Source organism: Paenibacillus oryzisoli (genome assembly GCF_050467285.1).
Lineage (GTDB): Bacteria > Bacillota > Bacilli > Paenibacillales > NBRC-103111 > Paenibacillus_E > Paenibacillus_E oryzisoli_A.
Window position 1 is genome coordinate 792,541 of record NZ_JBCMUN010000006.1, and the last position, 25,011, is coordinate 817,551.

The 25,011-nt window shown below is 51.5% G+C and carries 23 protein-coding genes and 1 pseudogene; 15 read left to right on the forward strand and 9 right to left on the reverse strand.

All coding sequences use genetic code 11. The annotated features are described in order from the left end of the window. The first annotated feature begins 5 nt into the window (after positions 1-5). Together ABE504_RS12220 and ABE504_RS12225 are read left to right on the forward strand one after the other, a co-directional pair. A complete protein-coding gene (locus ABE504_RS12220) occupies positions 6-938 on the forward strand; it encodes an EamA family transporter (protein WP_430088506.1) in 933 nt (310 codons plus the stop codon). A 256-nt stretch (positions 939-1,194) separates the two neighbouring features. Then, positions 1,195-2,664 carry an RICIN domain-containing protein gene (locus ABE504_RS12225; RefSeq protein ID WP_430088507.1) on the forward strand — a complete coding sequence of 490 codons (1,470 nt, stop codon included), beginning with the start codon at positions 1,195-1,197 and terminating at the stop codon, positions 2,662-2,664. A 64-nt stretch (positions 2,665-2,728) separates the two neighbouring features. On the opposite strand, the gene ABE504_RS12230 is transcribed toward ABE504_RS12225, so the two are convergent. Continuing rightward, entirely contained in the window at positions 2,729-3,148 is a 420-nt protein-coding gene (locus ABE504_RS12230; RefSeq protein WP_430088509.1) for a hypothetical protein, read from the reverse strand. A 437-nt stretch (positions 3,149-3,585) separates the two neighbouring features. Here ABE504_RS12230 and ABE504_RS12235 point away from each other — a divergent pair, with 437 nt between their 5' ends. The 5 genes from ABE504_RS12235 to ABE504_RS12255 all read left to right on the forward strand — a co-directional run bounded on the left by ABE504_RS12235 (position 3,586) and on the right by ABE504_RS12255 (position 6,197). After that, the gene (locus ABE504_RS12235) at positions 3,586-3,984 is read left to right on the forward strand and encodes a hypothetical protein (RefSeq protein ID WP_430088511.1); all 399 of its coding nucleotides are present in this window, start codon (positions 3,586-3,588) and stop codon (positions 3,982-3,984) included. A 70-nt stretch (positions 3,985-4,054) separates the two neighbouring features. Further along, a complete protein-coding gene (locus tag ABE504_RS12240) occupies positions 4,055-4,468 on the forward strand; it encodes an Imm7 family immunity protein (protein WP_430088513.1) in 414 nt (137 codons plus the stop codon). A 362-nt stretch (positions 4,469-4,830) separates the two neighbouring features. Further along, positions 4,831-5,187: a hypothetical protein gene (locus ABE504_RS12245; RefSeq protein ID WP_430088515.1), complete on the forward strand. Its 357-nt coding sequence runs from the start codon at positions 4,831-4,833 to the stop codon at positions 5,185-5,187. Between the two features lie 223 nt (positions 5,188-5,410). Next, positions 5,411-5,692, forward strand: coding sequence for a hypothetical protein (locus ABE504_RS12250; RefSeq protein WP_430088517.1), 282 nt, complete (start codon positions 5,411-5,413; stop codon positions 5,690-5,692). Positions 5,693-5,807: 115 nt separating this feature from the next. After that, complete coding sequence (locus ABE504_RS12255) at positions 5,808-6,197, forward strand: HIT family protein (RefSeq protein WP_430088519.1); 390 nt, start codon at positions 5,808-5,810, stop codon at positions 6,195-6,197. Positions 6,198-6,424: 227 nt separating this feature from the next. On the opposite strand, the pseudogene ABE504_RS12260 reads toward ABE504_RS12255, so the two are convergent. Both ABE504_RS12260 and ABE504_RS12265 read right to left on the reverse strand, forming a co-directional pair. Next, a pseudogene (locus tag ABE504_RS12260) lies at positions 6,425-6,589 on the reverse strand (YnfA family protein); the annotation flags it as partial. 54 nt (positions 6,590-6,643) lie between these two features. Further along, the gene (locus tag ABE504_RS12265) at positions 6,644-7,039 is read right to left on the reverse strand and encodes a MerR family transcriptional regulator (protein WP_430088521.1); all 396 of its coding nucleotides are present in this window, start codon (positions 7,037-7,039) and stop codon (positions 6,644-6,646) included. Positions 7,040-7,833: 794 nt separating this feature from the next. Here ABE504_RS12265 and ABE504_RS12270 point away from each other — a divergent pair. Then, complete coding sequence (locus ABE504_RS12270; protein ID WP_430088523.1) at positions 7,834-8,322, forward strand: CBO0543 family protein; 489 nt, start codon at positions 7,834-7,836, stop codon at positions 8,320-8,322. Positions 8,323-8,536: 214 nt separating this feature from the next. Here ABE504_RS12270 and ABE504_RS12275 read toward each other — a convergent pair whose 3' ends face one another. Then, a complete protein-coding gene (locus ABE504_RS12275; protein ID WP_430088525.1) occupies positions 8,537-8,953 on the reverse strand; it encodes a VOC family protein in 417 nt (138 codons plus the stop codon). A 612-nt stretch (positions 8,954-9,565) separates the two neighbouring features. Here ABE504_RS12275 and ABE504_RS12280 point away from each other — a divergent pair. Beyond that, on the forward strand, positions 9,566-11,371 hold the full coding sequence (locus ABE504_RS12280) for a DUF7594 domain-containing protein (RefSeq protein WP_430088527.1): 1,806 nt from the start codon (positions 9,566-9,568) through the stop codon (positions 11,369-11,371). A gap of 159 nt (positions 11,372-11,530) precedes the next feature. Beyond that, a complete protein-coding gene (locus tag ABE504_RS12285) occupies positions 11,531-12,403 on the forward strand; it encodes a pentapeptide repeat-containing protein (RefSeq protein ID WP_430088529.1) in 873 nt (290 codons plus the stop codon). Positions 12,404-12,447: 44 nt separating this feature from the next. Here ABE504_RS12285 and ABE504_RS12290 read toward each other — a convergent pair whose 3' ends face one another. Beyond that, entirely contained in the window at positions 12,448-13,032 is a 585-nt protein-coding gene (locus tag ABE504_RS12290; RefSeq protein ID WP_430088531.1) for a GNAT family N-acetyltransferase, read from the reverse strand. Positions 13,033-13,230: 198 nt separating this feature from the next. On the opposite strand from ABE504_RS12290, the gene ABE504_RS12295 reads away from it, so the two are divergent. Then, a complete protein-coding gene (locus ABE504_RS12295) occupies positions 13,231-13,740 on the forward strand; it encodes a methyltransferase (RefSeq protein ID WP_430088533.1) in 510 nt (169 codons plus the stop codon). Between the two features lie 67 nt (positions 13,741-13,807). Here the strand turns inward: ABE504_RS12295 and ABE504_RS12300 are convergent, their stop codons facing one another. Both ABE504_RS12300 and ABE504_RS12305 read right to left on the reverse strand, forming a co-directional pair. Continuing rightward, positions 13,808-14,881, reverse strand: a complete 1,074-nt coding sequence (locus ABE504_RS12300; RefSeq protein WP_430088535.1) for a bifunctional 3-deoxy-7-phosphoheptulonate synthase/chorismate mutase — start codon at positions 14,879-14,881, stop codon at positions 13,808-13,810. A gap of 544 nt (positions 14,882-15,425) precedes the next feature. After that, positions 15,426-16,313: a helix-turn-helix domain-containing protein gene (locus ABE504_RS12305; protein WP_430088537.1), complete on the reverse strand. Its 888-nt coding sequence runs from the start codon at positions 16,311-16,313 to the stop codon at positions 15,426-15,428. Between the two features lie 188 nt (positions 16,314-16,501). On the opposite strand from ABE504_RS12305, the gene ABE504_RS12310 reads away from it, so the two are divergent. Then, the gene (locus ABE504_RS12310) at positions 16,502-19,213 is read left to right on the forward strand and encodes a glycoside hydrolase family 78 protein (RefSeq protein WP_430088539.1); all 2,712 of its coding nucleotides are present in this window, start codon (positions 16,502-16,504) and stop codon (positions 19,211-19,213) included. Between the two features lie 510 nt (positions 19,214-19,723). On the opposite strand, the gene ABE504_RS12315 is transcribed toward ABE504_RS12310, so the two are convergent. Beyond that, positions 19,724-20,035: a hypothetical protein gene (locus tag ABE504_RS12315; protein ID WP_430088541.1), complete on the reverse strand. Its 312-nt coding sequence runs from the start codon at positions 20,033-20,035 to the stop codon at positions 19,724-19,726. A 13-nt stretch (positions 20,036-20,048) separates the two neighbouring features. Further along, the gene (locus ABE504_RS12320; RefSeq protein ID WP_430088543.1) at positions 20,049-21,056 is read right to left on the reverse strand and encodes a LacI family DNA-binding transcriptional regulator; all 1,008 of its coding nucleotides are present in this window, start codon (positions 21,054-21,056) and stop codon (positions 20,049-20,051) included. Between the two features lie 125 nt (positions 21,057-21,181). Between ABE504_RS12320 and fucU the strand changes: the two genes are divergently transcribed. The 3 genes from fucU to ABE504_RS12335 all read left to right on the forward strand — a co-directional run bounded on the left by fucU (position 21,182) and on the right by ABE504_RS12335 (position 25,009). Continuing rightward, the gene (gene fucU, locus ABE504_RS12325; RefSeq protein ID WP_430088545.1) at positions 21,182-21,607 is read left to right on the forward strand and encodes an L-fucose mutarotase; all 426 of its coding nucleotides are present in this window, start codon (positions 21,182-21,184) and stop codon (positions 21,605-21,607) included. A gap of 80 nt (positions 21,608-21,687) precedes the next feature. Then, on the forward strand, positions 21,688-23,478 hold the full coding sequence (locus ABE504_RS12330) for an L-fucose isomerase (protein ID WP_430088547.1): 1,791 nt from the start codon (positions 21,688-21,690) through the stop codon (positions 23,476-23,478). 31 nt (positions 23,479-23,509) lie between these two features. Next, on the forward strand, positions 23,510-25,009 hold the full coding sequence (locus ABE504_RS12335; RefSeq protein WP_430088549.1) for a rhamnulokinase: 1,500 nt from the start codon (positions 23,510-23,512) through the stop codon (positions 25,007-25,009). The last annotated feature ends 2 nt before the right edge of the window (positions 25,010-25,011 follow it).

Sequence of the window (25,011 nt, forward strand, 5' to 3'; positions counted from 1 at the left end):
ATTACATGTACGTACTAGCTGCGGCTTGCAGCTTCGGTTTGTTGTCTACGTTTGTGAAAAAAGCGTACGATGCCGGCTATCACGTCGGCGATGTGGTCGGCAGTCAATGTTTGTTCGGCGTCATCATGCTTTGGCTGCTGGTGCTGGTCGTCTCCAAATCGGCGCGCGGCGCCAAGGCGGAGTCGTCTGCAGCTGCTTACCGTGCTAAACCGCGGCAAGTGCTGACGCTGATGGCGATGGGCACGACGTCCGGCTTGACCGGGATTTTTTACTACGGCGCTTTGCAGTATATTTCCGCTTCGTTTGCCATCGTGCTGCTGTTCCAGTTCACATGGATTGGCATTGTGCTTGAAGCCATTATGGGAAGAAAGCGGCCGGGCGCGGATAAAATTCTTTCGCTCGTTGTCCTGTTTGCTGGAATTTTGATGGCAAGCGGTTATTTAAAAGGAGGCCTCGAAGCGCCGTCGCTTCTGGGCACGACGCTCGGCTTGCTGTCGGCGTTGACGTACTCGCTGTACATCGTTGTCAGCGGAAAAGCAGCAACCACGGTGGCGCCGATTACGCGGAGCGCGCTGATGCAAACCGGCTCGCTAGTGCTCGTCATGCTCGTGTATCCGCCGCATTTCCTTTGGAACGGCTCACTGCATGAGCAGCTTCTGCCGTGGGCATTGCTGCTGGCGTTTTTCGGCGTGGTCATTCCGCCACTCTTCTTCTCGCTCGGCGTACCGCGCATCGGCGGCGGCATGGCGACGATTATGGGCGCGGCCGAGCTGCCGACAGCGGTCACGATGTCGTTTGTCGTCCTGCACGAGGCCGTATCCGCTCTGCAGTGGGTTGGTGTGATCATTACCATGATCGGCATTGCCGTGCCGGAACTGATCAAACGAAAGCGAAGAGACGTGCCGTTCAGCGGTCACACAGGTGGATTTTCCTCGTAAGACGAGGGAGATCCACTTTTTTTATTAAGGTAGCTTGCGTCGTGGCTGGGGGAAACCGTTGATGTGGAAGCCGGAAGTTGAGAAAGTTCATAGTTCATGACGGATTGTTCAGTAGCGGAGAGCTCGGAGTTTTCGCTAATGTGAAGGTAAAGGAGGTGGCGGTACGAGAAGTGAACGCTTTCAACAGCGCGGCGCATGCTAGTCAGACAGAAGGGCAGCACGTAAGACCAAACCACATGGGAAAGGATGGATGTCAATGATGATAAGACCTGTCCAAGGACGCACATGGGGGATCATACTGACCCTCTTGCTGGCGTTGATGGTGGCAAGTGCATGCTTCTTGGTTCCAAGCTCACAGGCAGCCGCTGTCACGATCCAGAATGGCATTCAATTCAAAGATACGAACGGCAACATTATTCACGCACACGGCGGCGGAGTGATCAAGGTAGGCAGCTACTATTACTGGTTCGGCGAAAATCGTAACGACGACGGCACGTTCAAGGCGGTATCCTGCTACCGGTCTACGGACCTGAAGACGTGGGAATTCCGCAACGACATCCTGACGAAAAATTCGGCGGCAGAACTGAATGTTTCCAATATCGAGCGGCCGAAGGTCATTTATAATGCGTCGACGGGCAAATATGTGCTCTGGATGCACTGGGAAAATGGGTCGGACTACGGTCAGGCGCGCACAGCCGTCGCCTATTCCAGCACCGTAGACGGCAATTACACGTACCAAGGCAGCTTTCGTCCGCTCGGGTACGATTCCCGCGATATGACGGTGTACAACGATAACGGAACCGCCTATCTGATTTCGGCAACAAGCGTCAATGCGAATCTGAACATCTACAAGCTGACGAACGATTTCCTTGGCGTGGATTCGCTTGTCACGACCTTATGGTCGGGCCAATACCGCGAAGCCCCTGCGATGTTCAAGCGAGGCAGCACGTACTTTCTCGTGACGTCGGGAGCAACCGGCTGGGATCCAAACCAGGCCAAATATGCGACGGCATCCAGCATCACCGGTACGTGGAGCGGGCTTACCAACTTTGGGGATTCGACGACGTTTGATTCGCAAAGCGCGTATATTTTGCCGGTAGAAGGCTCGAGTACAACGAGCTACTTGTACATGGGCGACCGTTGGGCCGGTGCCTGGAGCGGCAAAGTCATGGAATCGCGTTATGTGTGGCTGCCGCTGACGTTCCCGACAAGCACCTCCCTCTCGATGAGCTGGGGCAGCAATGTGACGATTGATACGGCGACGGGCAGTATTTCCGCTTCTTCGCCGGCGATCGATACGAGCGCTTACTATTTGCTTGAAAACCGCAACGGCGGCAAGGATCTTAACGTCGTAAATCAGGGGACAGCCAGCGGCGACAATCTGGAGCAATACATCAACAGCGGTTGGTACAGCCAGCAGTGGAAATTCATCAGTGCAGGCAGCGGATACTATAAAATCCAGAACCGGGGCAGCGGCCTGATTATCGGCGTGGAGAGCGGCTCAACCGCTGACGGCGCGATCATCGAGCAGTGGACGGACGGCGGCTGGACCAGCCAGCAATGGCAGGTCGTCGACAACGGTGGCGGCAATTTCAAGCTGAAAAATCGGGCGACCGGCAAGCTGATCGATATTTCCGGCGGGTCCAAGGCGAATGGCGGCGCAGCCATTCAATGGACGGACAACGGCGGTAAGAATCAGCAGTGGCGCCTGCTGAAAGTGCAGTAAAAAGAAGAAGCCGCAAGTCCTGCCCCAGACAGGATTTGCGGCTTTCTATATGTAAGCGCTGCGGTTAGGCATGCGCGAATTGTTCCGCTGGTGCGGGCTGATCGCCTACATTCAGCAGCTCGAGCAACTCGGGCGCCGAGAAATGGGCGGCTAGTCGGCGCAGCCGCATGTAGATGGTTCGCAGCATGGCCGAATCCATGTCGGTGATCAGGCAGCGATTAGCCACATAATCGGCTAAGGTGAGTTTGATCAGCCGACCGCTTTCACGCAGTGCCGCAAGGGAAGTTTTGGCAAGCGGGGTGGCGGGAACCTCGTAGTGGGTCTGTTCGATCGCCGCATGATAGAGGTCCATGCAGGCGAGCGAGACGTGGTGATGCTTTTTAGTGCCGCAGCTATCCGTGTAGACCAGTTTTCGGCTCGGAAGATGGAGCGAATGGCGGCGAAGCTGGAGTATATCCTGCGGTGTTACGCCTTCAAGTAGCAAACGGATAATAATGGCGTCCTGCGGGTTGCGGCACTGGCTTTCCAGGTGAAGTACTTTCGACAGCGTAAGAATACGAAATCAACATCCTTCCATTGGGCATCAAATTTAGGGGAGCTGGTCTTTCCGTTTTCTGTAAATTTCAGAAGGCTTTTCAGAAAAGATCAACATTACATGTTATGACGGAGACCTGGTAGTTATGCCTAGTTTCATCAGAAGTTTATTGAAAATAAAGTATTAGAATATGAAAATAAAGCTGCAGACTAGCCGCGGTCATTAAGCGAAAGGGAAGATTACTTACAAAGGCTGATAAAGAAACAACTTTAATAAAGGCTCAGTTGAGCCGATAATAAGGGTAGATACAACTGCTGGTGATTAGGCGAAAATCATCCTTAAATCCGTATCGTGCAGATATGAAAAATACGGGGGATACATATACCATGAGTGGTTACACTGGAATCGAATTAATTGATCCTACTGAGAGATTAAAGCAACATGAACTAACAAAAGAACTTTGGGAGAAATTACGTGAACTCGGTATAAAAACAGGTAATAAAGGGATGATCTGTGGAATTTTCTACTCAAAATCGAATGAGAAAGCTAAGGTATTAAAGGCAAGTTTCAGTGATTGGGATGTAAGCATTCAAGAACAGAGAGAGAACTTATCGCCAATAATACAAATAACAACTCCAATAAGCAGATTAAGTATTGAAGCTTTGATAGAACTAACGGATGTTTTCTTGATAGCCGCAGCGGAGACAGACACTAAATTTGATGGGTTTGAATTAGAAGTAAATAAAATTAAAAGGTTAAATGCCTCTTGGTGGAAATTCTGGTGAGCTATGAAATAATGTGAATCGGATTCGTTTTAACTAGAGGAACACGAAAGCTGATGGAGTGAGTGGTTATATGTATGAGTTTCATGGATGGATTGTTTTAAGATATCACACCCATGATACAAATGAATTACTGGAAGATGAGGCTTATAATAATTTCTTGAATTATTTAGAAGAAGTAGATGGTGAAAAAATCTCTAGTGTACGAAGAAGAAATGGGTTGCACTCATGGACCATTTCAGGGTTACATAACCATTATTCAAAATATGTTCTTGATATATATAAATGGGTGTCAAAAAATTTACCTGGCTCGTACGGATTGCTATTTGTTCAAAATGACGAGGATTTCAATGGTGCAGATGATAACAGTAACAATTTTGTAGTCTGGAAATTAGCAAGGGGTAAATTAACTCAAGAGAAAGACAACTACCTATCACCGTATATACCAGTAGTTGAAGATGAATACGATCCAAGTAGAAATGACTAAATATAATAATTTCACATAAGGTTATTACGCTGTACTTGCTTATCATCATACCCGTCTTTCTATCCAGTGGGGAACATCAAGATTCGAAACATCTTCATTTCCATGTGGTTTACGGTCAACCCTTGAACAAGCGTTGATTACGGAGAACTATAGTTGAACAATCAGGGAACAGATACCCACGGCCGGTAACTGCTCCTTTTTTCGTTGAAGTAATAGGTAGGATACTTCAATTGAAGAAACTAAAAAGTTTATGTAGGTAGGATATGGATTAGGCTAAAGCCTAGAAGAATGGGTTACCACTGAGGGCCGTTTTAATTTTCCGAACAGTGGGTAATAGATAAGACCTTAAGGAGGTTGCGGAATTGTCGCTTTCGAAACGAAAGTTAATCCAAGTATTTTGCCTTGCTGCTATAACAGTGACCGCATTGTTGGCTAGCTGCTCGAACAAAACGAGCGGGAGAGAACAAATTGTAATGGAATATCATTTTTATTCTGGCAGTAAGGAAGGGATCGAAGGGTTACACCAACTGTTGCAGGGGGCAGGCTATAGAATGTACGAAATCAGATCGTATACGGGGCAGGCTACCGAGGAATGGGAATTTACGGCTTCCAAACCTCTTTTTGTTTCTGAGAAAACAACGGAAAAAGATAAGATAAAAAAGATGTCAGAAAAATATCATGTCAACTTTAACTCAGAGGAACTTCCTCTTGAGAAGTGAGGAGTTGCAAATTAACCGCCTTTTCAAAGGGGGTTTTCAGCTATGGTAAAACAACATTAAAGGTCTATCATATGATGAGATTGTGAAACTTGTCGTAGTGAAGAGCCGCGGCCGGCAGCAGCTCCTTTTTCATTAAGCGAAAAGGGCAGTTTCCCGTAACAAAACGCTGAAAATAACGTCTAAATATTAATTACCAAATTCAAGGAGGAAGAGGAGTGTAGACATGACGCAGAAAAATGTCTTTGTGCTTGTAATAATGATTTGGCTTACAGCTGTAACAATATGGGCAGTAAATAGAGTAGTAACTTCTAATGATAACTCTAAGAATGTAATTGTTCAAGGAATACCCGTTCAACCAACACCACAGCAGTTTTCTACAGTGCAAGTCGATAAAGATACTGTATGGATCTTTGATAATACCAGTGACATGATAAAGATTATCTCGCATGATGCGAATGGTTACCATTTGACTCAAGAAAGAATGTCTATCCAAGATCATTATTAAATAGCATTGCGAGGGACGGGAGACGATAGTTGAATGAAAAGGCTGCCGGCACAATCGGGTAGCTTCACATTGATGTAAAGAATTAAGAATCAATTTCAGCAGCATTTTCTGTGAGGTGTGGAGTTTGCTTAATTGTCCATATTGCAATATTTCCGATGATAATAGTCATGAAGTCATAATGAGCAATGAAAGTTGCACTTATACTTTACTTAAAGAACAAGAGATTAAAGGGGCTGGTATTATTGTCCCGAAAGAACATAGGGAAACTGTTTTTGATTTAACTCAAGATGAATGGAATGAAACATTTCAGTTACTACAGGAAGTTAAGCTGTATTTGGATCAGAATTACAAACCTGATGGCTACAATGTGGGATGGAATTGTGGTCATGTGGGAGGACAACATGTTTTTCATTCACATTTACATGTAATTCCTCGATATGCTGACGAATCTATGGCGGGAAAAGGGATTCGGTACTTATTTAAAAAGAATCAGAAAGTCGATTAAGCTATCGGAGAACTTTAGTTCAAAAAATGTAATTAAACTGAAATCTTATTTTCATGCTGTCTTAATGAACTAAGCCTATACTAGAAATAAGACCCCCTTTAAAATATATAGCTTAGACCCGCGGCCCGTTGCTGTGGGTCTCTTTTTTGTTCAACGGGCAGGATAGCGTGGAAAATAAAAGAGTCTCCAGTCAGGCGAGAGGTTTTTTTACGGATGATTTGTGGAATTTACTCCCCCCTTGGGGCCCATACAATGACGGAAACGCCGACTATACAAATAGCGGCTCCTATCCAGTCGTAAATATCAGGCGTTTTCTTATCGACAAGCCACCCCCATAACACCGCCAGTACCACGAAAACCCCACCATAAGCAGCATAGACTCTCCCCCAATTTCAGCGAGACCGGCAAGCACAAATACAAAAATTGTAATCAACATAAAAATTCCCCTAACACGAGCCTTCGTTTTCTATTTTATCTTTGCATTCCGACCAAGTAAGGCATTTGCAGCTCAAACCGCTGTCTAGGATCTGTATCATCGAATTTAGTTGTCTTTTTCGCTCTTCAAGTTCAGAGCGTTTTTGCCTTGCCATCTGTTCCCACCGATCCGATAATGAATCGCCTGGTTCAAAGCCTTCTAGTAAAATCACAATTTCCTGAATGCTAAATCCCGTTTGCTGTGCGACTTTAATAAAATTGATTCGATCTAAAAGTCCTTCGTCGTATCGGCGTTGACCATTTTTACGTTCTGTGGGAGGAAGAAGCCCAATGGACTCATAATAACGCAGCGTTGACGCATTAATCTCTGCCTTTGCCGCGAGCTGACCAATACTCAATCCAGCCATACCAATAACCCCCTTGACTTAAAGTTAGCTTTAAGTTTTATGATTAGTATTATAACTTTATTTGGAAGGTGATGTAAATGAAAAATGGGAGTTGGCTCGCCGGTCTTGGACTATTAGGAGCTTGTGCTTTGTGCTGTACTTTGCCGCTTATTGGCGGCGTAGCTGTTTTAGGTGTATCATCCTTCTTTTTGAATCCGTTCGTTATTGCGGGTATCGCGCTTCTATTCATGGTAGTAGCTATCGTGATCTATCAAAGACGAAAAGCAAATGGATCCTCTTGCATGCCAACAGGATGCGGATGCAATTCCTGTAAAGCGAAAGGAGCATAATAAGATATGGAAAAGGAACTACCGGTGGCTTGCTGTCACAGCGTTTTTACAAAAGAACAGCGTGTGGAGTACAAAAAAGCATTTGGAGCAACCTTGTAACAAGAAGGCTCGGCATCACAGAGCTTGAAAATGGGTTCCAATATGGCTTCCCAGGGGACGCGGAAACGCTGCGGCTTATCAATGAATGGGTAAGTATGGAACGCAAATGCTGCCCATTTCTAACGTATACAGTCATTGCAAACAACACAGAAGAGTCAGTTTTGCTTCAGCTTACAGGAAATAAAGGATACAGCTTCTGGCGATTTGCTGATATCTGTGCACCTGGACTTATTACAGGGCAAATGATAGGGCGATGAGGTAATTTTGTGAATCAGGAAGTTCATGGCGGACTGCAATTGTCACGTCAGGATATAACATTTATTAAGTGGGCAAACTTTGCTTAAATCAACCAAGGATGGGATTCGCTTGCACATTGCATTAACGATATGGGCTCTCATTGCAGCATGGAAATGGGCTAATTGGGGGCGATGGCGGGAGTTTCTTCCGACAATATACTTCATGGTGAGCATGAGCTTACTGTATCAATACATAGCTCATAGCACATATCATCTTTGGCATCATGAGCGAAATATACCCACCGAACTCGTAACGGACAATTTATACAGCTTTATTGTGTTCCCATGTACTGTTATGCTTTTTCTGTCCAACTATCCTAATAAGAAAGCTGCCCAATTCGCTCACTTATTGAAATGGTTAATTATCTATTCCGCATTAGAATGGGTTGGTAAAAAAAATGGTTTTATTACATACCATCATGGCTGGTCTTGGGCTTGGTCGCTGTTATTTAACTGCATGATGTTCCCTATGCTTCGTCTACATCATTTGCGGCCTCTTAATGCTATAGCGATATCACCAATAATAATATTCGTGTTATTAATGATTTTCTATTTTTAGATGATTTGCCTTAAGCTAAACGGGACACGATAGTTTAAATGACATCCCAGACATAAGGACCTGTTTGAAAAGAATAAAAATCAAGAGTAAAATATTTGATTACTTAAAGAGGACTAAATCTCTAATTAGTAGGCTGGCAAGCGAAGAAGACGCTGGGGAGGATGCCCGGCGTCTTTCTTTTTGAACCCTAGTACGAACGTGCTCTCCGTTAGCCCTAACCTTGGGCCGCATCCATGTTCATGTAGTTAATGGCCCACAGATGGCCGTCCAAGTCCACGAAGCCCCAATGATACATGGCCCCATGATCTTCTGGTTCGGCGTGCAATTTACCGCCTAAGGAAACCGCGGTATTCACGATTTCATCGACCTTTTCCCGGCTCTCGAAGGCCAATGCGATCGTCATCTGCGCATACTTGCTCGTATCGACGGATTCTTTCTCCGTGAGCGTATTAAAGAATGCTTGATTGATCAGCATGACCTGCAGATTGTCGCCGATCACGATGGCTACCGAATTCTCGTTATCGGGGAATTGCGGGTTTAGCTCGAATCCGAGTCCGGTGAAGAACGCTTTCGATTGTTCTACGTTTTTTACAGGCAGGTTGAAGCTCGTGAATGTGGATGTTAATGCCATTTTCAAAACACCTCTTCGTCAAATTTTATTTATTTATGCCTTCGTTTATATAGACGACAGCCAATCTTGGAATTCATCGGTCTCATGGAGTCGAAAGCGTAAATTTTGAAAATAACTTGGCATTGAGTTCGGATACAATTTGGCGGGACAGCAGATCGCATATTCGATCTTAATCAGTCCCTATACTGTACTTTCAAAACAGGCTTTAAGCAAGAGGATTCCAACGACTGAGGAAGTTATAGTTATCGAGGTCATGGACATCAAAGGCAGAGCGTATCTGCCATTCCAACAACGACGATCTAATCGGGACTGTCAAAAGAAGAGATCGCCTATCTTATTTTCACGGGACGTCCAAAACGCGCGCTGCAGCTGGCCATTATTTTTGAATCTGCGGGCAGGAGCAGGATTTTTTTTCCAAAGAAAACACATGAAAACCCCAAAATTATACAATTCGCGCATGTGGGGAAGTGGTAAGCTTGCTTTGTAAGCGTATCCAAACTATTTCAGTGTGAAAGGGGGCAGGGAGGACGAGAAGGCAGCATGCAACAGGTTCCGGCAGATGAGGTTGGCTTTTTAAAAGCGTTATCTATTTGAAAACCTGGAGGAATGTTGATGAAAAAGCTGTATGATCCCAAGACAAACAGAACGAGCCTGTTGGTGCTCTTGTCATCCTTGCTGGTGCTGGCGGTTCCATCCGTGGCCGGCGCCGCCACTTCGACGCTCAGCCCTTCCGACGATGCTTATGTCCATGAAGGGAATCCGACGAGCAATTATGGGACAGCCACTTCGCTGTATGTGAAAAACGACCCCGGCTCCTCCCGCTATTCGTATCTGAAATTTAGTCTGGCAGGTATTTCGGGCGTCACGAGCGCGAAGCTGCGTATTTATGGCAGCGCTTCTTCCAACACCGTGCTCTCCGCCTACAAGACGACGGACAGCTGGTCGCAGTCGGCCGTTACTTGGAATACGAAGCCGACGGTCGGCACCTCCGCAGGCAGTATCCCGATCAACACGACCAACACGTATAACGAAATCGACGTCACGTCGTATGTCACGGCGGAAGCCGGCGGCGACGGCGTGGTATCTTTCGCGCTGCAGGAAAGCGTAGGGAAGTATACGACGCTGAACAGCAAGGAGAATGCTTCGAGTAAGCCGCAGCTTGTGATCGAGAGCGGCGGCAGCGGCGGGGGAGGCGGCGATACGCAGGCGCCTTCGACGCCGACCGGGCTGACCGGCACGGCGGCTTCCTCCTCGCAGATCAATTTGAGCTGGTCCGCATCGACCGACAATGTCGGGGTCACCGGTTATGATATTTACCGGGGCGGCTCGTACCTGAAAACGGTGACAGGCACATCCGCCAGCGACACCGGCCTGTCGGCTTCTACCACCTACAGTTATTACATCAAAGCGAAGGATGCTGCCGGCAATGCCTCCGGGCAAAGCACCACGATTAACGTGACGACGAGCGGAGGTTCCTCCGGCTCGAGCTGTTCCGGCGCGCTGAGCTCGACAACGGCGATTCAGAACGCGATGAAAAATGCGACGGCTGGCACGGTTATTTTGCTTGCGCCGGGCACGTATGTCGGCAATCGCTCGACCAGCGGCGATCCGGGCGGTCAAGGCTTGTTCTACTCCGGAGCGAATGGCACGTCAGGAAGTCCGATCGTGCTGAAAAGCTGCGACGCCTCGAACCCGGCGGTTCTGAAGGGCTCGGCTTTCAATGACGGGTCTTACGGCATTCATTTGACCGGCGATTATTGGCAAATTCGCGATGTTGAGATTACCACTGCGCAAAAAGGCATCATCATCGACAACGGCAACCGTAATCTACTGAACAATGTAGAGGTCCACAACGTTGGCGACGAGGGTGTTCATTTCCGTGACGGCAGTTCCTATAACACGCTGGAGTACTCCTTGATTTATGATACAGGCAAATACCAGTCAGGGTACGGAGAGGGCGCCTATGTCGGCTCTGACTCCAGCTCGAATTATGAACATGTCGTGACGGGAAATGTCATCAGCCACACGAATTTTAATGGCGGCATTACGGCGGAGCATATTGATGTCAAAGAGGGTGCGACCGGCACGATCATCGAGTACTGCACCTTCAATGGAACGGGCATCAGCGGAGATAACAGCGCAGACAGTTTTATTGATATTAAAGGCGTAAATACCATTGTTCGCTATAATCAAGGTTACCGCAACGGCAACTCGAAAATCCTGGACGCCTTCCAGGTTCGCACGCATGGCAGCGACTACGCAACAGGCAAGAATAACTCGTTTAACAATAACACGGTGAATTTGGATAATTCGGCAGGATACGTTGTCTTTGCAACGAGCCAAGCCACGGGCACAACCGCTGCGAACGATACGCGCACAGGCGGCGGTAATTTGTACAACTCCAATGTGAATGAGTAAGTGAGCGAATTCCGCTAATCCTTGCAGCTGTGAGGATTAGCGGTTTCTTTTTGGCAAGAGGCATGAAGGCTTGTCTTGAATCAGAGGCGTGAAGGCAGTATCATAAGTCACATCACGTACAACGAATTTTCAACGATCGATAGCAAGGAGGGCTGGCCTGTGGCTTCAGAATCTCAAATAGGACCGGAACAGCGCTTAACATCCCTGCAGGCAGACTGCAGCGCATGTTTTGGACTATGCTGTGTGGCTTTATATTTCTCGGCATCAGACGGCTTTCCCGATGATAAGCATGCGGGGCAGCCTTGCCTTCATTTACAGATGGATCATCGTTGTCGCGTTCACGATCAGCTTTCCGAGCAAGGGTTGAAAGGCTGTATGACGTTTGACTGCTTTGGTGCAGGGCAAAAAGTGTCCAGAGAAACCTACGGTGGAAAAGATTGGCGGGAATCGCCGGAATCCGCTAGTGAGATGTATGACGTATTTCGAGTGATGATGCAGCTGCACGAATTGTTGTGGTATTTGACGGAAGCGCTCGGCTTGCAAGTGGCGGCGTCTCTCCATGGTGAGCTTCGCCGCTTGCTGGAGGAAACCGAACGGATGACGTCGCTGCGCCCGCAAGAGCTTTTGAGTCTGGATATTTGGCTGCATCGGGCATCCATCAACGGCTTGCTCGTACAGACAAGCGAGCTTGTCCGGGAGGCAGCGGCGACTGGGCGGGAGGCTCGACCGAATGCTAAAGCGCGGTCCGGGCGCCACAAGCTTGGTCGCGGTGCCGATCTGATGGGCGCAGACCTGCGGACTGCGAATCTGCGAGGCGCTCACCTGCGGGGAGCTTTTCTGATCGCGGCCGATTTGCGGGGGAACGATCTAGCGGGAGCCGACTTGATCGGCGCGGATTTCCGGGATGCGGATCTGCGGGGAGCCGATCTGTCTGCGAGTCTTTTTGTGACGCAAGCCCAGCTTAACGCGGCTAAAGGAGATTTGTGCACGAAGGTCCCGCCTAGGTTGAAGCGGCCAGCGCATTGGGGGTGATGCAAGAGGCTTTCGCTTGCAGCTCGGAAGCCTCTTGAGCATCCTCAGAACTCGGTCCCGCGCACCTTGGCAAAGACCAGCGTATCTCGAAGCTCTCCGGTTACGTCACAGCTATCGCTGCGGAGTCTCCCCTCCAGCGTGTAGCCGGCACGTTGCGCAACGGCGGCACTGCGCGCGTTCTGGGCATCGCAGCGAATTTCGATGCGGTTCGCTTGCAATGCGTCGATAGCGAATTGGGTAATCGCGTTGACCGCCTCGGTGACGAAGCCTTGTTTGGCGTAGGCGGTGCGGACCCAATAGCCGATTTCGAACCTGCGAACTTGCCAATCGATGCGGTGCAGTCCGCTGCTGCCGACAAGCGCTCCGGTCTCTTTGGAAATGAGCATTAATCGCAAATCCGAACGGGCCAGAAATTTGAGCCTGGCGTCCCGAATGTTGGCTTCGGAATCTGCTAGCGCCGGTACACTTTGTGCCCAAGGCATCCAGGGGCGCAATTCCTCGAAGCTCTCGGCGACAGCTTCATTGAGCGGGGCGCCGTCTCCCCATAAAGGTGCGCGGATCAACAATCGAGAGCTTTCAAAGCTCTCTGGAAAATCGATTAATATCGGGTTTGCAGCAGATGCAGGCATGGGACCACTCCTCTGGGAATTTATGTAAAGTCACGATGTGTTATTAAGTATACTCGAAAGCGATGAAATCTGCACCGTGTGTATCCTTCCCGCATATCGACATTCGCCACAATTTATGGGATGATGGAGCAATGAGCGAAAGCGCCTGCAGCCTGCCGGCCGCAGGAAAGTTCGCATTATAGTCAAGGAGTGAACGGCATGTCTCGCAAGTGGGAACGAATGGTCAGAAAAAATTCTAAGCAAATTAACAAAACAAGAGCTAAACAAGGGAAGGCGCCGATTTCGACTGATCCGGATCGTGCGGAGGTGTTTAAAGGCAGAAGCCTTCTGCTTTCCGGCTTTTTTATCGTCGTCGCCCTGTTCCTGCTGTTTACGTTGACGCGAGCGGAAGGGGATAACATGTACTGGTTTACGACGCTCAGCTATCTGGTAGTCGGCATCTTTATTTTCTTCTTGCGTCGTCCTTATCTGCGGGTTAGCAAGACAACGTTGTCTAAACGCGGCTTAGCCCGGGAACTGAACCTCACGGCAGAAAATATTAAGGAAATTGTGTATCAGCCGAATCAGATTGTCATTGACATGAACGGCAAAACGCCGCGCTGGGTATATACGAAAATGCTGAACCGCTTCGATGTCGCCGCGATGGCGGTCCGATTGAAAAAGTACGCAGACCAGAACAACGTTGTATTTATCGATAAAACGGTATAGACGGCGTCTGTCTGAAAGACAAGCCCTCCGTCCCTCTCTTACGAGCTGGGCGGGGGGCTATTGTTTGCTAAAAAACGATACTGCCCTTATTCACTTCCGCATAGAAGCGATTGAATTCCTCAATCGTGAGCTGCTGCGCCGCATCCGACAGCGCGGTGGGTGGGTCGGGATGCACCTCGACCATGATGCCGTCTGCCCCGGCCGCCAGCGCCGCCTTTGCGCACGGCGCGAAAATGTCCTTGCGGCCAGTTGAATGCGTAACATCGACAAGCACCGGAAGGTGGCTTTCCTGCTTGAGAATCGGCACGGCCGAGATATCGAGTGTGTTGCGCGTCGCCTTCTCGTAGGTGCGGATGCCGCGCTCAATCAGCATGACTTGCGTGTTGCCGCGGGACAGAATGTATTCGGCCGCATGCAGGAATTCGTCAATCGTCGCCGCGAGCCCGCGTTTCAGGAGAATCGGCGTGCGGACTTCGCCGGCGGCTTTGAGCAGCTCGAAGTTTTGCATATTTCGTGCGCCGATCTGAATAACGTCGATGTACTGGCCGGCAAGCTCAATATGCGCGGGATCGACGATTTCGCTAATCGTTTTCAAGCCGAATTCGGACGCGACTTCCTTCAACATGCGCAAACCTTCGATACCGAGCCCCTGAAAATCATATGGGGACGTCCGCGGCTTGAACGCGCCGCCGCGCATGACGTGCACACCGGCCTGCTTCAAGGCGGCGGCAACCGTCCGCAACTGCTCGTAGCTTTCAACCGAGCAGGGGCCGGCGACCATGATCGGCTTCGTGCCGCCAACCGTAACCGGGCCGAGCGTGATGACGGTGTCTTCTTGCTTCTGCTTGCGGGAGACGAGCAGCTGCTTTTTGTGGTCATTTTGCTGCAGATTCAGAGACGCTTGGAAAATTTGCTTGAACAGATGTCGGATCGCATCGGTATCGAAAGGCCCGTTGTTGCGGGCGACAAGCGCTTCGAGCATCTCTTTCTCACGAATCGGATCGTGTTTGGGGACGCCTTGTTTTTCTTTCTCCTGGCCGATTTCTTGGGCAATCGCCGCCCGTTCGGAAAGCAGCTCCAGCAATAGCAGATTAATCTCATCTATGCGTCCTCGCAGCGCATCCAGTTTAGCATTTGTCATGGAAAATTCCTCCTCGATTTCGATAAAAGCATACAAAAAGACCCCTCGCCGCAAGGGACGAGGAGCCGTGGTACCACCCTAATTCAGAAGTTTTCAGCCGCATGCGCATACGGGGAAAGGCTTCATCTTGAGCCCTTTAACGCAGGGAGACGGGCGAACCTACTTGCGCGGCAAGCGAGTTGTCGCGGTTCAGCAGCCTGCTCGGGAATGAACTTCAATGGGGCATGACTTCGCGCGCTCTCAGTCGGTGGCGCCGCGTCCCTGGCAAGCCATGGATCCCATCTACTCTTTCCGTCATCGCATTCCGATTATGTTTCGTTTCGATCGATTGAATTATTAGGTATTGTAAGTCAGAATTTTCTGACTTGCAAATATGAGCTTTAAAGCGAGTCTGCTTTACCGCAGTGCAGGGCATGAGATCTCGGCACGCCCGGCAGTTTTTCGCCGCCTGATTATTGATAATGTATGTCGGCTGGATTAATTTGCCCGGGCATTGCGCTAAAATCCGCTCGCTGAAGAAGCCCGCGCGAGTTCGCGGGGGCATTTATTTAAGCGTAGAAGCCTCATGTGCTCCATTGCGAAATTGTCTTGGCGTGATCCCGGTTTTCTTCTTGAACAGCCGGTGAAAAAATTTCATGTCGGCATATCCGACAGCAGCCGCGACTTCGCTCACGCTGCTGCGGCTGCCGATGAGCAGTTTGCAAGCGGCGTCGATGCGGATGCTCTGGACATAATCGGTGAAGCTCATTCCGGTTTGGCTTTTGAAGAGGCGCCTGAACTGCCGTTCACTGAGGCTGCTCTGCGCCGCAAGCTCTCCAAGCCGGATGTCGGTGCTGTAATGCCGGTCAACATAGGAGATGGCTTCTTCGAGGGTTAGCCACTGCGGTTTTTCCGCGGCAGGTGCGCCGATTTGAAGCTGATGCCGATATAAGCCCGTCAAGATCCGAATGACGAGCGAAGTGAGCACAGCCAAGTAGCCGGGCGGTTTGGTGGAGAACTCCCGGTACAATTCCCGAAACATGGCTTGATATTCGCCGGACGAATCCTTCATGGTAAACCAGGGAAGACTGCTGTCGGCAAACGTACTGCAAATGCCGGAAGCTTGCGGAAAGCCGCTGCCGAGTTCCGTCAAATAAGCTGCGCGAATGAGACAATTATAGACGATCAGGGGCCGATCTTTCTCCGGCGTTTTGGGTCGGAACACATGCCGGCATCCAACCGGTATGAAAAAGAGGGTTCCATGCAGGACAGGAACAATTTCATCAGCTATATAGTGCACGCCGGCGCCTTCGCTGACGTAGGTAATCTCGATGAATTCATGGGAATGCTCGGATGAATCGAAGGATTCATAAGCCCGGTTCACATAGATTGGCACACCCGGATGAAAAAAACTGTCCTCCGACATCACAAAACTGCGGCGTTTAATGCTCACAAGCATGCTCCTTCCGTTCTTTAGGCATCATGATGCTATCTTATAAATAAGCGTTACGATTGTCCAGATCAACCTATAATAATGTCCGAAGTACCCCCTAATTGGAAAAGGAATCCCCTTTACAATAAACGTAACGGTGCCGATGACAGATGGCGCACGAATTCATAGTGAAAAGGTGAATGTGTACGATGACCTTATTCGAAGTTACACACTTGCGATGCGAGAGCCTGCACAACCCGGTTGGACTCGGCGTCACAATTCCTCGTTTCAGTTGGCAGCTAAAGTCGGATGGCGTTCATGTGATACAAAGGGCGTATCGTCTGCAAGTATGCTGCAACAGCGATTCGGGAGAATTTAATGAGAACGAACTCCTCTGGGATACCGGTAGAGTGGAATCGGAACGTTCGGTATGGGTGGAATATGGAGGCAAGCCTCTTGAGTCTCGCCAGCAATACCAATATCGCGTAAAAGTCTGGGATCAGCATGGCCAGGAATCGGCTTGGAGTGAGACAGCTTATCTGGAAATGGGGCTGCTTCATCCTTCGGATTGGTCGGCGGTTTTTATTACACCTGATTCTGCATCCATCGATCCGCAGGCAGAGGAAATCTTTCTGCTGCGCAAGTCATTTACTGTCCGCTCGGGGGTGAGAAGGGCGACGATTTATGCGACGTCACTCGGTTTGTACGAACTAGAGCTGGACGGTGAGCGCGTCGGCGATTGGCAGTATACACCGGGCTGGACGAGTTACCGCAATCGACTGCAGGTTCAAGCCTACGATGTGACGAATCGCATTCGCTCCGGCGTCAGCCACGCGATCGGCGCATCGCTAGCGAATGGATGGTACAAAGGGAATTTGGCCTGGCAGGATCAGCGCAACATTTTTGGGGATACGCGGGCGCTTCTCCTTCAAGTGCATATCGATTATGCCGATGGTACGACGGATATTGTTGGCACGGACGGGACTTGGCGAGCTTCAACGGGGCCGATTCTAATGTCGGAGCTGTATCACGGTGAAATTTATGATGCTCGTATGGAAAAGACAGGATGGACGTCAGCGACATACGACGATGAGAACTGGACCGCTGTGAGCGAAGTGAAGCATGCGGTGGACATTCTGGTCATGCAGGAAAATGAACCCTCACGGATCACGGAGCGGCTGAAGCCGGTTGCGCTGTTGCGGACGCCTGTAGGTGAAACCGTGATCGATATGGGCCAAAACATGGTGGGCCGCTTGCATCTCCGACTGAACCTGCCGGAAGGCACGGAGCTTACGCTCCAGCATGCCGAAGTGCTGGATAGGGATGGCAATTTTTACACAGGCAATTTACGCAATGCGAAGCAGACTGTTCGGTATACGTGCAAGGGCGGCGGCGAGGCATATGAACCTCATTTTTCGTTCCAAGGCTTCCGGTATGTGAAGGTTGTTGGCTGGCCTGAGGAGACGCCGCTTGAATTGGAGCGCTTCACGGGACACGTCATTCATACGGATATGGAACCTAGCGGAACGTTCGAATGCTCGCATCCCCTTCTGAATCGGCTGCAGCAGAATATCGTTTGGGGGCAGAGGGGGAACTTTCTCGACGTGCCGACCGATTGTCCACAGCGGGATGAGCGGCTGGGCTGGACCGGCGATGCGCAAGTGTTCATAAGGACGGCGGCGTTCAATTACGGCGTGGACGCTTTCTTTGCCAAGTGGCTGCGCGATCTGAAAGCCGATCAACGCAGCGACGGCGGCGTGCCGTTCGTGGTGCCGCATGTTTTAGATGAGAAGGCGTACTCCTCTGCGGCCTGGGGGGATGCGGCAGTCATATGCCCATGGACGCTGTATATTTGTTACGGAGATCGGCGTGTTCTTGAAGAGCAGTACGAGAGCATGAAAGCCTGGATTGACTATATGCGGGCGCAAGGGGATGACGAGCATCTCTGGAACACCGGCTTTCATTTCGGGGATTGGCTTGGACTGGATGCCAAAGAGGGCAGCTATATTGGCGCAACGCCCAAAGACCTCATCGCGACCTGCTTCTATGCCTACTCTACCGGCTTATTCGTAAAAACTGCGAAAGTGCTTGGCCGCCATGAGGATGCGGAGCAATATGCGAAGCTGTACGAGCAAATCGTCGCTGCCTTTGAGCGGGAGTTTATGACGGCGAGCGGGCGGCTTGCCGCACATACGCAGACAGCACATGTGCTGCCTTTGATTTTTGGATTAGTCGAGGGCTCCGTGCGTGAACGGCTCGCCCGGACGCTGGCTGAATATGTGCAAGAGAATAACTGCCATCTGACGACCGGCTTCGTTGGCACGCCTTATTTGTGCCACGCTTTGTCCGAAAACGGCTACCACGAGTTGGCCGTGAAATTGGTGCAGCAGGAGAGCTATCCGTCTTGGCTGTATGCGATCCACCAGGGGGCCACGACAATCTGGGAGCATTGGGACGGCATTAAACCGGATGGCACATTTTGGAGCGATGACATGAATTCGTACAATCACTATGCCTACGGTTCCATCGGGGATTGGTTGTATCGGGTTGTGGCCGGACTTGATCTCGACGAGGCAGTGCCGGGGTATCAACGCATTCGCTTCCAGCCGCGTCCTGATTCGGGACTGACCTATGCGAAGGCAGCATATCAGTCTGTCTATGGTTTGATCCGCAGTGAGTGGCAGCTCGGCGAAGATGAAGACGGCAGTTCGGTCACCTACGAGTTTGAGCTCCCGCCAAACACGACAGCCGAAGTGAGGCTGCCGGGCGGCGCCATGGAGAACGCAGTTGTCAATGATGCGGATGTAGGGCAAGCAGCCGGCGTGCTGTCCGCTCAGCAACTGGGGGATACCCTCGTGCTGGAGCTCGGATCAGGGACGTATCGGATCGCCATTCCGGCTTCGCCCGGTGCTAAGGGATAGATGGAGGGAAGCTGTGCCAGCGGACATGGCTTGAATTGCTCCCGTAGCAACTTTCGCAGCGACCTCTCATTGCGCTTTCTCGTTTCCGTGGAAGAAATTCAGTAAGGTTCCTCTGCCCGTTTCCTGCAAAAACTACAAGTGATTTTATGAAAAAAGGGGCGAAATGGTTGGGATCCTGTATAAGCTACAGGTAAATCTCGCCATCACGCCTCTTTTCCGTTGGAATGGAGGGGGAAGCCTTGTTTTAGCTGTAGGAAATGCAGGATTCTTCGCAAAATCCCCCTGTTTTCCGAATTTTGATGTAGGAAATACAGGTTCGCACCGGGAGCAGGGTTTGACCGCCGCCATGCGTCGGCGAAGCAACGCGCGCCCAGGCGATGAAGTCTGAAATCATTGAAGTGCCGAATGGCAGCGCTCAGCGGCAGAGCCGGCATGACGCCTGCTGCCTAGGCCCGCTTTCACATCAAAAACTCGCCCCGCCTAACGATAGTTTCGCGTTCTCCCGTTTCCTTAATCGTACCGCTCCTCTTCTTCGCGGATGAAATTGTCCAGAATCAGCTCGGCTTCTGTCTCGAAGTTGAGGTGAAGCGGGGCAGGGAGCAGGTCCATGATTTCTTCCACATCAGGCAGCGCCATAAACGCATCTAGCGATTCAGGTGCTGGCTGCATGTCCTGAACCCACGCGCGAACCGCCTCGATCCATACATAAAACGACGATTGAAAATGGTCGGCCGCTCCTTCTTGGTCCTCCTCATCCGCGCTCGCCATTGCGTTCCATTGCTGAATGCAAGCGCGCAGCGTTTCTTCAACCTTCGTATCCATAACAAGTCTCCTTTCAATCCAAATCTCGCGTCGATGACCGGATGATCAGGTCGGAGGGCAGCATGATTTTACGTGGGGCTTGCGCGGCCTCAGCTTCAATCCGCTCGATCAGCAGCTGCATGCCGAGCAAGCCGAACTGGTAAGCCGGTTGAGCCGCCACGGTCAGGAACGGATTGATCATCTCGGCAGGCCCGAAATCATCGAAACAGGCGACGGAGATGTCCTCCGGCACCCGGAGTCCACGCTCGCGCAAGGACTGAATGATGCCAACGGCGAGCAAATTGTTCGCTGCGAAGATCGCTGTCGGCGGCTCTTTCAGCGCGAGCAGTGCATCTAGCGCCGCTTCCTCGTGGAACACATGGTAGCCGAGATGCACAACGAGCTCGTCGTCCATCGGCAAGCCGCTGAGCAGCAGCGCTTCCCGGTAGCCGGTGTAGCGCAGCCTCGCTGTCGATACGTCCGGTGAGCCGTTAATCATGGCGATGCGGCGGTGGCCAAGAGCGACGAGGTGCTCGACGAGCTTCTTCGCGCCTTCCTTGCTGTCACCGAGCACGATGTCGACTTCGATGCCGGGCACTTCACGGTCCAGGATGACCAGCGGAATCTGGTGCTGGAGCAGGCGGTTCAGGTTATCGACCGAGCGATCGCCGGTTGGGGCGAAGAGAACGCCGTCGACGCGCGTGGAGAGCATCATGTCGACGTAATCTTTTTCCTTCACATAATCCTCGTCACTATTGGCAAAAAGCAGCCGATACCCAGCCTTCTTGGCGGCATCTTCCGCACCTCGGGCCAGGGTTGTATAAAACGGATTCGTAATATCCGTAATGAGCAGCGACAAGATATTCGTTTTCTGGGAAACGAGGCTGCGTGCGGCGCTGTTGGGGATGTAATTCAACTCCTCCATCACCTTGCGGACCCGTTTGCGGGTATCCTCACTGATGCGGCCGGTATTATTGATCACCCGGGATACGGTCATCGCGGATACGCCGGCTTTTTCAGCGATGTCATAAATGGTTATCACGAGATTAATCACCCTTCATCCCAATTCTATTTGTCTATTGTATAGAAAATAAGGATTGACAGCAAGGCATAAAGTTGCTAATTTTGAGTTATCGGTAACACAACTTTAATTAGGAGATGTTTAGGATGCTCAAAGGGATACCTTCGATCCTGACGCCGGAGCTTTTAAAGGTGTTAATGGAGATGGGGCATGGGGATGAAATCGTGCTGGGCGACGGCAATTTTCCCGCAGCAAGCCACGCGCAGCGGCTGATTCGTTGTGACGGTCATGCGGTACCCGATTTATTGAAAGCGATTTTATTGCTGTTCCCGCTGGATACTTACTGTGAACAGCCCGTTGCTCTTATGGCGAAAGTGCCGGGGGACACGGTCGAAACGCCGATCTGGAGCGAGTACGAAGCCATCATCAGCGAGCATATGAAGCCGGCGATTGAGTACGTCGATCGTTTCGCGTTTTACGAAAGGGCGAAGAGCGCCTATGCCATCGTTGCGACCGGCGAGAAGGCGCTTTATGCCAATGTGATTTTGAAAAAAGGCGTTGTTGTTGAGTGATTTGAATTATCGGTAACCCTAAATTCGACACATTTCGAGCGTGATTGCGAGGCTCGCCAATACAAGGAGGATGAAAAGATATGACAATTGAAACGAATCGCTGGAGTCAAGATTTTCCGAAAATCGGGATTCGCCCGACGATCGACGGTAGAAGAAAAGGGGTTCGCGAATCGCTGGAAGAGCAGACGATGAACATGGCGAAAGCGGTTGCGGCGCTCCTGAGCGAAACACTGAAGTACCCGAACGGCGCGCCAGTCGAGTGCGTCATTGCCGACACTTGCATCGGCGGTGTAGCGGAAGCGGCCGCAGCGGCGACGAAGTTCGCCAAGTCTGGCGTTGGCGTCTCCATCACGGTAACGCCTTGCTGGTGCTACGGCACGGAGACGATGGATATGGACCCGTCCACGCCAAAAGCGATCTGGGGCTTCAACGGCACCGAGCGTCCGGGCGCGGTATATTTGGCGGCAGTGCTTTCCGGCCATGCGCAGAAAGGCATTCCAGCTTTCGGCATCTACGGCGAAGATGTGCAGGATGCCGGCACGACGGACATTCCTCAGGATGTGCAGGAGAAGCTGATTCGTTTTGCTAAGGCCGGTCTGGCTGTCGCACAAATGAAGGGCAAATCGTACCTGTCGGTCGGCTCCGTCTCCATGGGCATCGCGGGCTCCATCGTCAACGAAGAGCTGTTCCAGAACTACCTCGGCATGCGCAACGAATACGTCGATATGTCGGAGCTGGTTCGCCGCATTGACGAAGTGATCTACGATCCGGCGGAGTATGAGATGGCGCTGAATTGGGTGAAAGAAAACTGCGCAGAAGGCCCGGACAACAATCCGGCCAGTATCCAAACGTCCCGCGAGAAAAAAGATCAAGATTGGGAAACGGTTGTCAAAATGTCCCTGATCGTTCGCGACCTGATGGTCGGAAATCCGCGTCTGAACGAGCTTGGTTTTGGTGAAGAGGCGCTTGGTCACAACGCGATCCTGTCCGGCTTCCAAGGGCAGCGCCAGTGGACCGATCATTTCCCGAACGGCGACTTCATGGAAGCGATCCTGAACACTTCGTTCGATTGGAACGGTAAGCGCGCGCCATACCTGGTTGCAACGGAGAACGACAGCTTAAACGGCGTCGTCATGCTGTTCGGCAACTTGCTGACGAATACGGCGCAAATTTTTGCGGATGTGCGCACGTACTGGAGCCCTGACGCGGTGAAACGCGTAACCGGCCATACGCTCGAAGGCGCTGCGGCGAACGGCATCCTGCACTTGATCAACTCCGGTCCGGCTGCACTGGACGGTACAGGCGAGCAGTCGCGTGACGGCCAGCCGGTGATGAAACCGCACTGGGAAATTACCGATGAAGAAGCGCAAAAATGTTTGGAAGCCACATCCTGGCGTCCGGCATCCGTGGAATACTTCCGCGGCGGCGGCTTCTCCTCCGACTTCTTGACGAGAGGCGGCATGCCGGTCACGATGTCCCGTATTAACTTGGTCAAGGGACTTGGTCCTGTGCTGCAGCTGGCGGAAGGCTACACGGTTGATCTCCCTGCCGATGTGCACAAAACGCTGGACGACCGCACGGACTCCACGTGGCCGACGACGTGGTTTGCGCCGATTTTGACAGGTGAAGGTTCGTTTACGGATGTGTACGCGGTCATGGATAACTGGGGCTCGAACCATGGCTCCATCTCTTACGGCCACATCGGGGCGGATCTGATTACCCTGGCGGCGATGCTGCGTATTCCGGTTTCCATGCACAATGTGGCGAAAAATCAAATTTTCCGTCCGCGCGTCTGGGGCAACTTCGGTACGTCCGATCCGGAAGGCGCTGACTACCGGGCTTGCACGAACTTCGGACCGCTCTATAAGTAAGCGCGTGTAGGCGCATGGAGGTGCAGCAAGCATGAGCACAAGACAGCTGAATATGCTGGCTGTGGATTTTGGCGCAAGCAGCGGCAGAACGATACTCGGCAAGTGGGATGGCGTCAAGCTGTCTGCGGAGGAGATTCATCGGTTTTCCAACGATCCGGTGGAGCTTCACGGCAGCTTGTATTGGGATTTTCTCCGCCTGTTCCATGAAATGAAGGAAGGCATTCTCGCTTATAAACAGCATGGCAGCGGTACGCCCGATTCCCTTGCCATCGATACATGGGGCGTGGATTACGGCTATGTAAATGCAAAAGGAAAGCTGCTCGGCAATCCATATCACTATCGCGAGGCTCGAAATGCGGCGGCGATGGATGCGCTGCTGCAGGCGATTCCGGCCGAGGAACTGTACAGTCGTTCGGGGATACAGCCATTATCTTTTAATACGATTTTTCAATTGCATGCCGATCAATTGGACGACAGTTTGCCGGCAGAGCAGGGCACTGGGCTTCTGCTCATGCCGGACCTGTTCCGGTTCTACCTGAGCGGCGAGCGCTCGGCCGAGTACACGATCGCTTCGACGACGGGGCTGCTCGATTCGGCGGCAAGAACGTGGGATGCGCCGCTGTTGCAAAAGCTGGGGCTGCCGGCGAGCTTGTTCCCGGACATCGTCATGCCGGGCACGAAGCAGGGTGCCTTGCGCAAGGAGATTGCCGCCGAGCTCGGCATCGGCGAGATGCCAATCGTAGCGGCGCCGTCGCATGACACGGCGTCTGCGGTGGTGTCCATCCCGTCCTTGGCCGGGGATTATGCTTTTATCTCCTGCGGCACGTGGTCCCTGATGGGCGTCGAAATCGACCAGCCCATCATGACGGAGGCCAGCCTGCGGTATGGCTTTACGAACGAAGGAGGCGCGGAGAACAAGATCCGCCTCCTCAAAAACATCATGGGCCTGTGGCTGCTCCAGGCCTGCAAACGCCAATGGGAGCTGGAGGGGGAATCCCTCAGCTACCAGGACATGCAAGATCTTGCGAAGGCGGAGCCGGGACTCGGCAGTTATATCGATACGCAAGATCCGGTTTTCCTCGCGCCCGGCAATATGCCGGAGCGCATCCGCAAGTACTGCGCGGACACCGGGCAGGCCGTGCCGCAGACCAAAGCAGCGCTCGTCCGCTGCGTCGTTGACAGCCTCGCGATGAAGTTCAAGCAGACGCTCGATGAACTGGAGGAGCTGACGGGGCGCAGACTGTCGACTGTGCACATGGTCGGCGGCGGTATTCAGAACCGACTGCTGTGCCAGTTGACGGCGAACGCCACTGGCAAGCCGGTCGTGGCTGGACCGATTGAAGCGACGGCCATCGGCAACCTGATGATGCAGGTGATGGCGCACGGCGAGGTCGGTTCGCTCGCGGAGATTCGGCAGGCCGTCATGGACTCGTTCCCGCCGGATCGCTATGTGCCTGAGGCGACGGATGAGTGGGAAGAGGCGTATGGGCATTTTAGACAAGTAATTGCGAAGAAAACGGTAAGGAGCTGAAA

What these genes read in the sequence shown, in the direction of transcription:
- ABE504_RS12220 (WP_430088506.1), top strand. Translation starts at nt 6, where the DNA reads ATGTACGTACTAGCTGCGGCTTGCAGCTTCGGTTTGTTGTCTACGTTT.
- ABE504_RS12225 (WP_430088507.1), top strand. Translation starts at nt 1,195, where the DNA reads ATGATGATAAGACCTGTCCAAGGACGCACATGGGGGATCATACTGACC.
- ABE504_RS12235 (WP_430088511.1), top strand. Translation starts at nt 3,586, where the DNA reads ATGAGTGGTTACACTGGAATCGAATTAATTGATCCTACTGAGAGATTA.
- ABE504_RS12240 (WP_430088513.1), top strand. Translation starts at nt 4,055, where the DNA reads ATGTATGAGTTTCATGGATGGATTGTTTTAAGATATCACACCCATGAT.
- ABE504_RS12250 (WP_430088517.1), top strand. Translation starts at nt 5,411, where the DNA reads ATGACGCAGAAAAATGTCTTTGTGCTTGTAATAATGATTTGGCTTACA.
- ABE504_RS12265 (WP_430088521.1), bottom strand. Translation starts at nt 7,039, where the DNA reads ATGGCTGGATTGAGTATTGGTCAGCTCGCGGCAAAGGCAGAGATTAAT.
- ABE504_RS12275 (WP_430088525.1), bottom strand. Translation starts at nt 8,953, where the DNA reads ATGGCATTAACATCCACATTCACGAGCTTCAACCTGCCTGTAAAAAAC.
- ABE504_RS12280 (WP_430088527.1), top strand. Translation starts at nt 9,566, where the DNA reads ATGAAAAAGCTGTATGATCCCAAGACAAACAGAACGAGCCTGTTGGTG.
- ABE504_RS12290 (WP_430088531.1), bottom strand. Translation starts at nt 13,032, where the DNA reads ATGCCTGCATCTGCTGCAAACCCGATATTAATCGATTTTCCAGAGAGC.
- ABE504_RS12295 (WP_430088533.1), top strand. Translation starts at nt 13,231, where the DNA reads ATGTCTCGCAAGTGGGAACGAATGGTCAGAAAAAATTCTAAGCAAATT.
- ABE504_RS12300 (WP_430088535.1), bottom strand. Translation starts at nt 14,881, where the DNA reads ATGACAAATGCTAAACTGGATGCGCTGCGAGGACGCATAGATGAGATT.
- ABE504_RS12310 (WP_430088539.1), top strand. Translation starts at nt 16,502, where the DNA reads ATGACCTTATTCGAAGTTACACACTTGCGATGCGAGAGCCTGCACAAC.
- ABE504_RS12315 (WP_430088541.1), bottom strand. Translation starts at nt 20,035, where the DNA reads ATGGATACGAAGGTTGAAGAAACGCTGCGCGCTTGCATTCAGCAATGG.
- fucU (WP_430088545.1), top strand. Translation starts at nt 21,182, where the DNA reads ATGCTCAAAGGGATACCTTCGATCCTGACGCCGGAGCTTTTAAAGGTG.
- ABE504_RS12330 (WP_430088547.1), top strand. Translation starts at nt 21,688, where the DNA reads ATGACAATTGAAACGAATCGCTGGAGTCAAGATTTTCCGAAAATCGGG.
- ABE504_RS12335 (WP_430088549.1), top strand. Translation starts at nt 23,510, where the DNA reads ATGAGCACAAGACAGCTGAATATGCTGGCTGTGGATTTTGGCGCAAGC.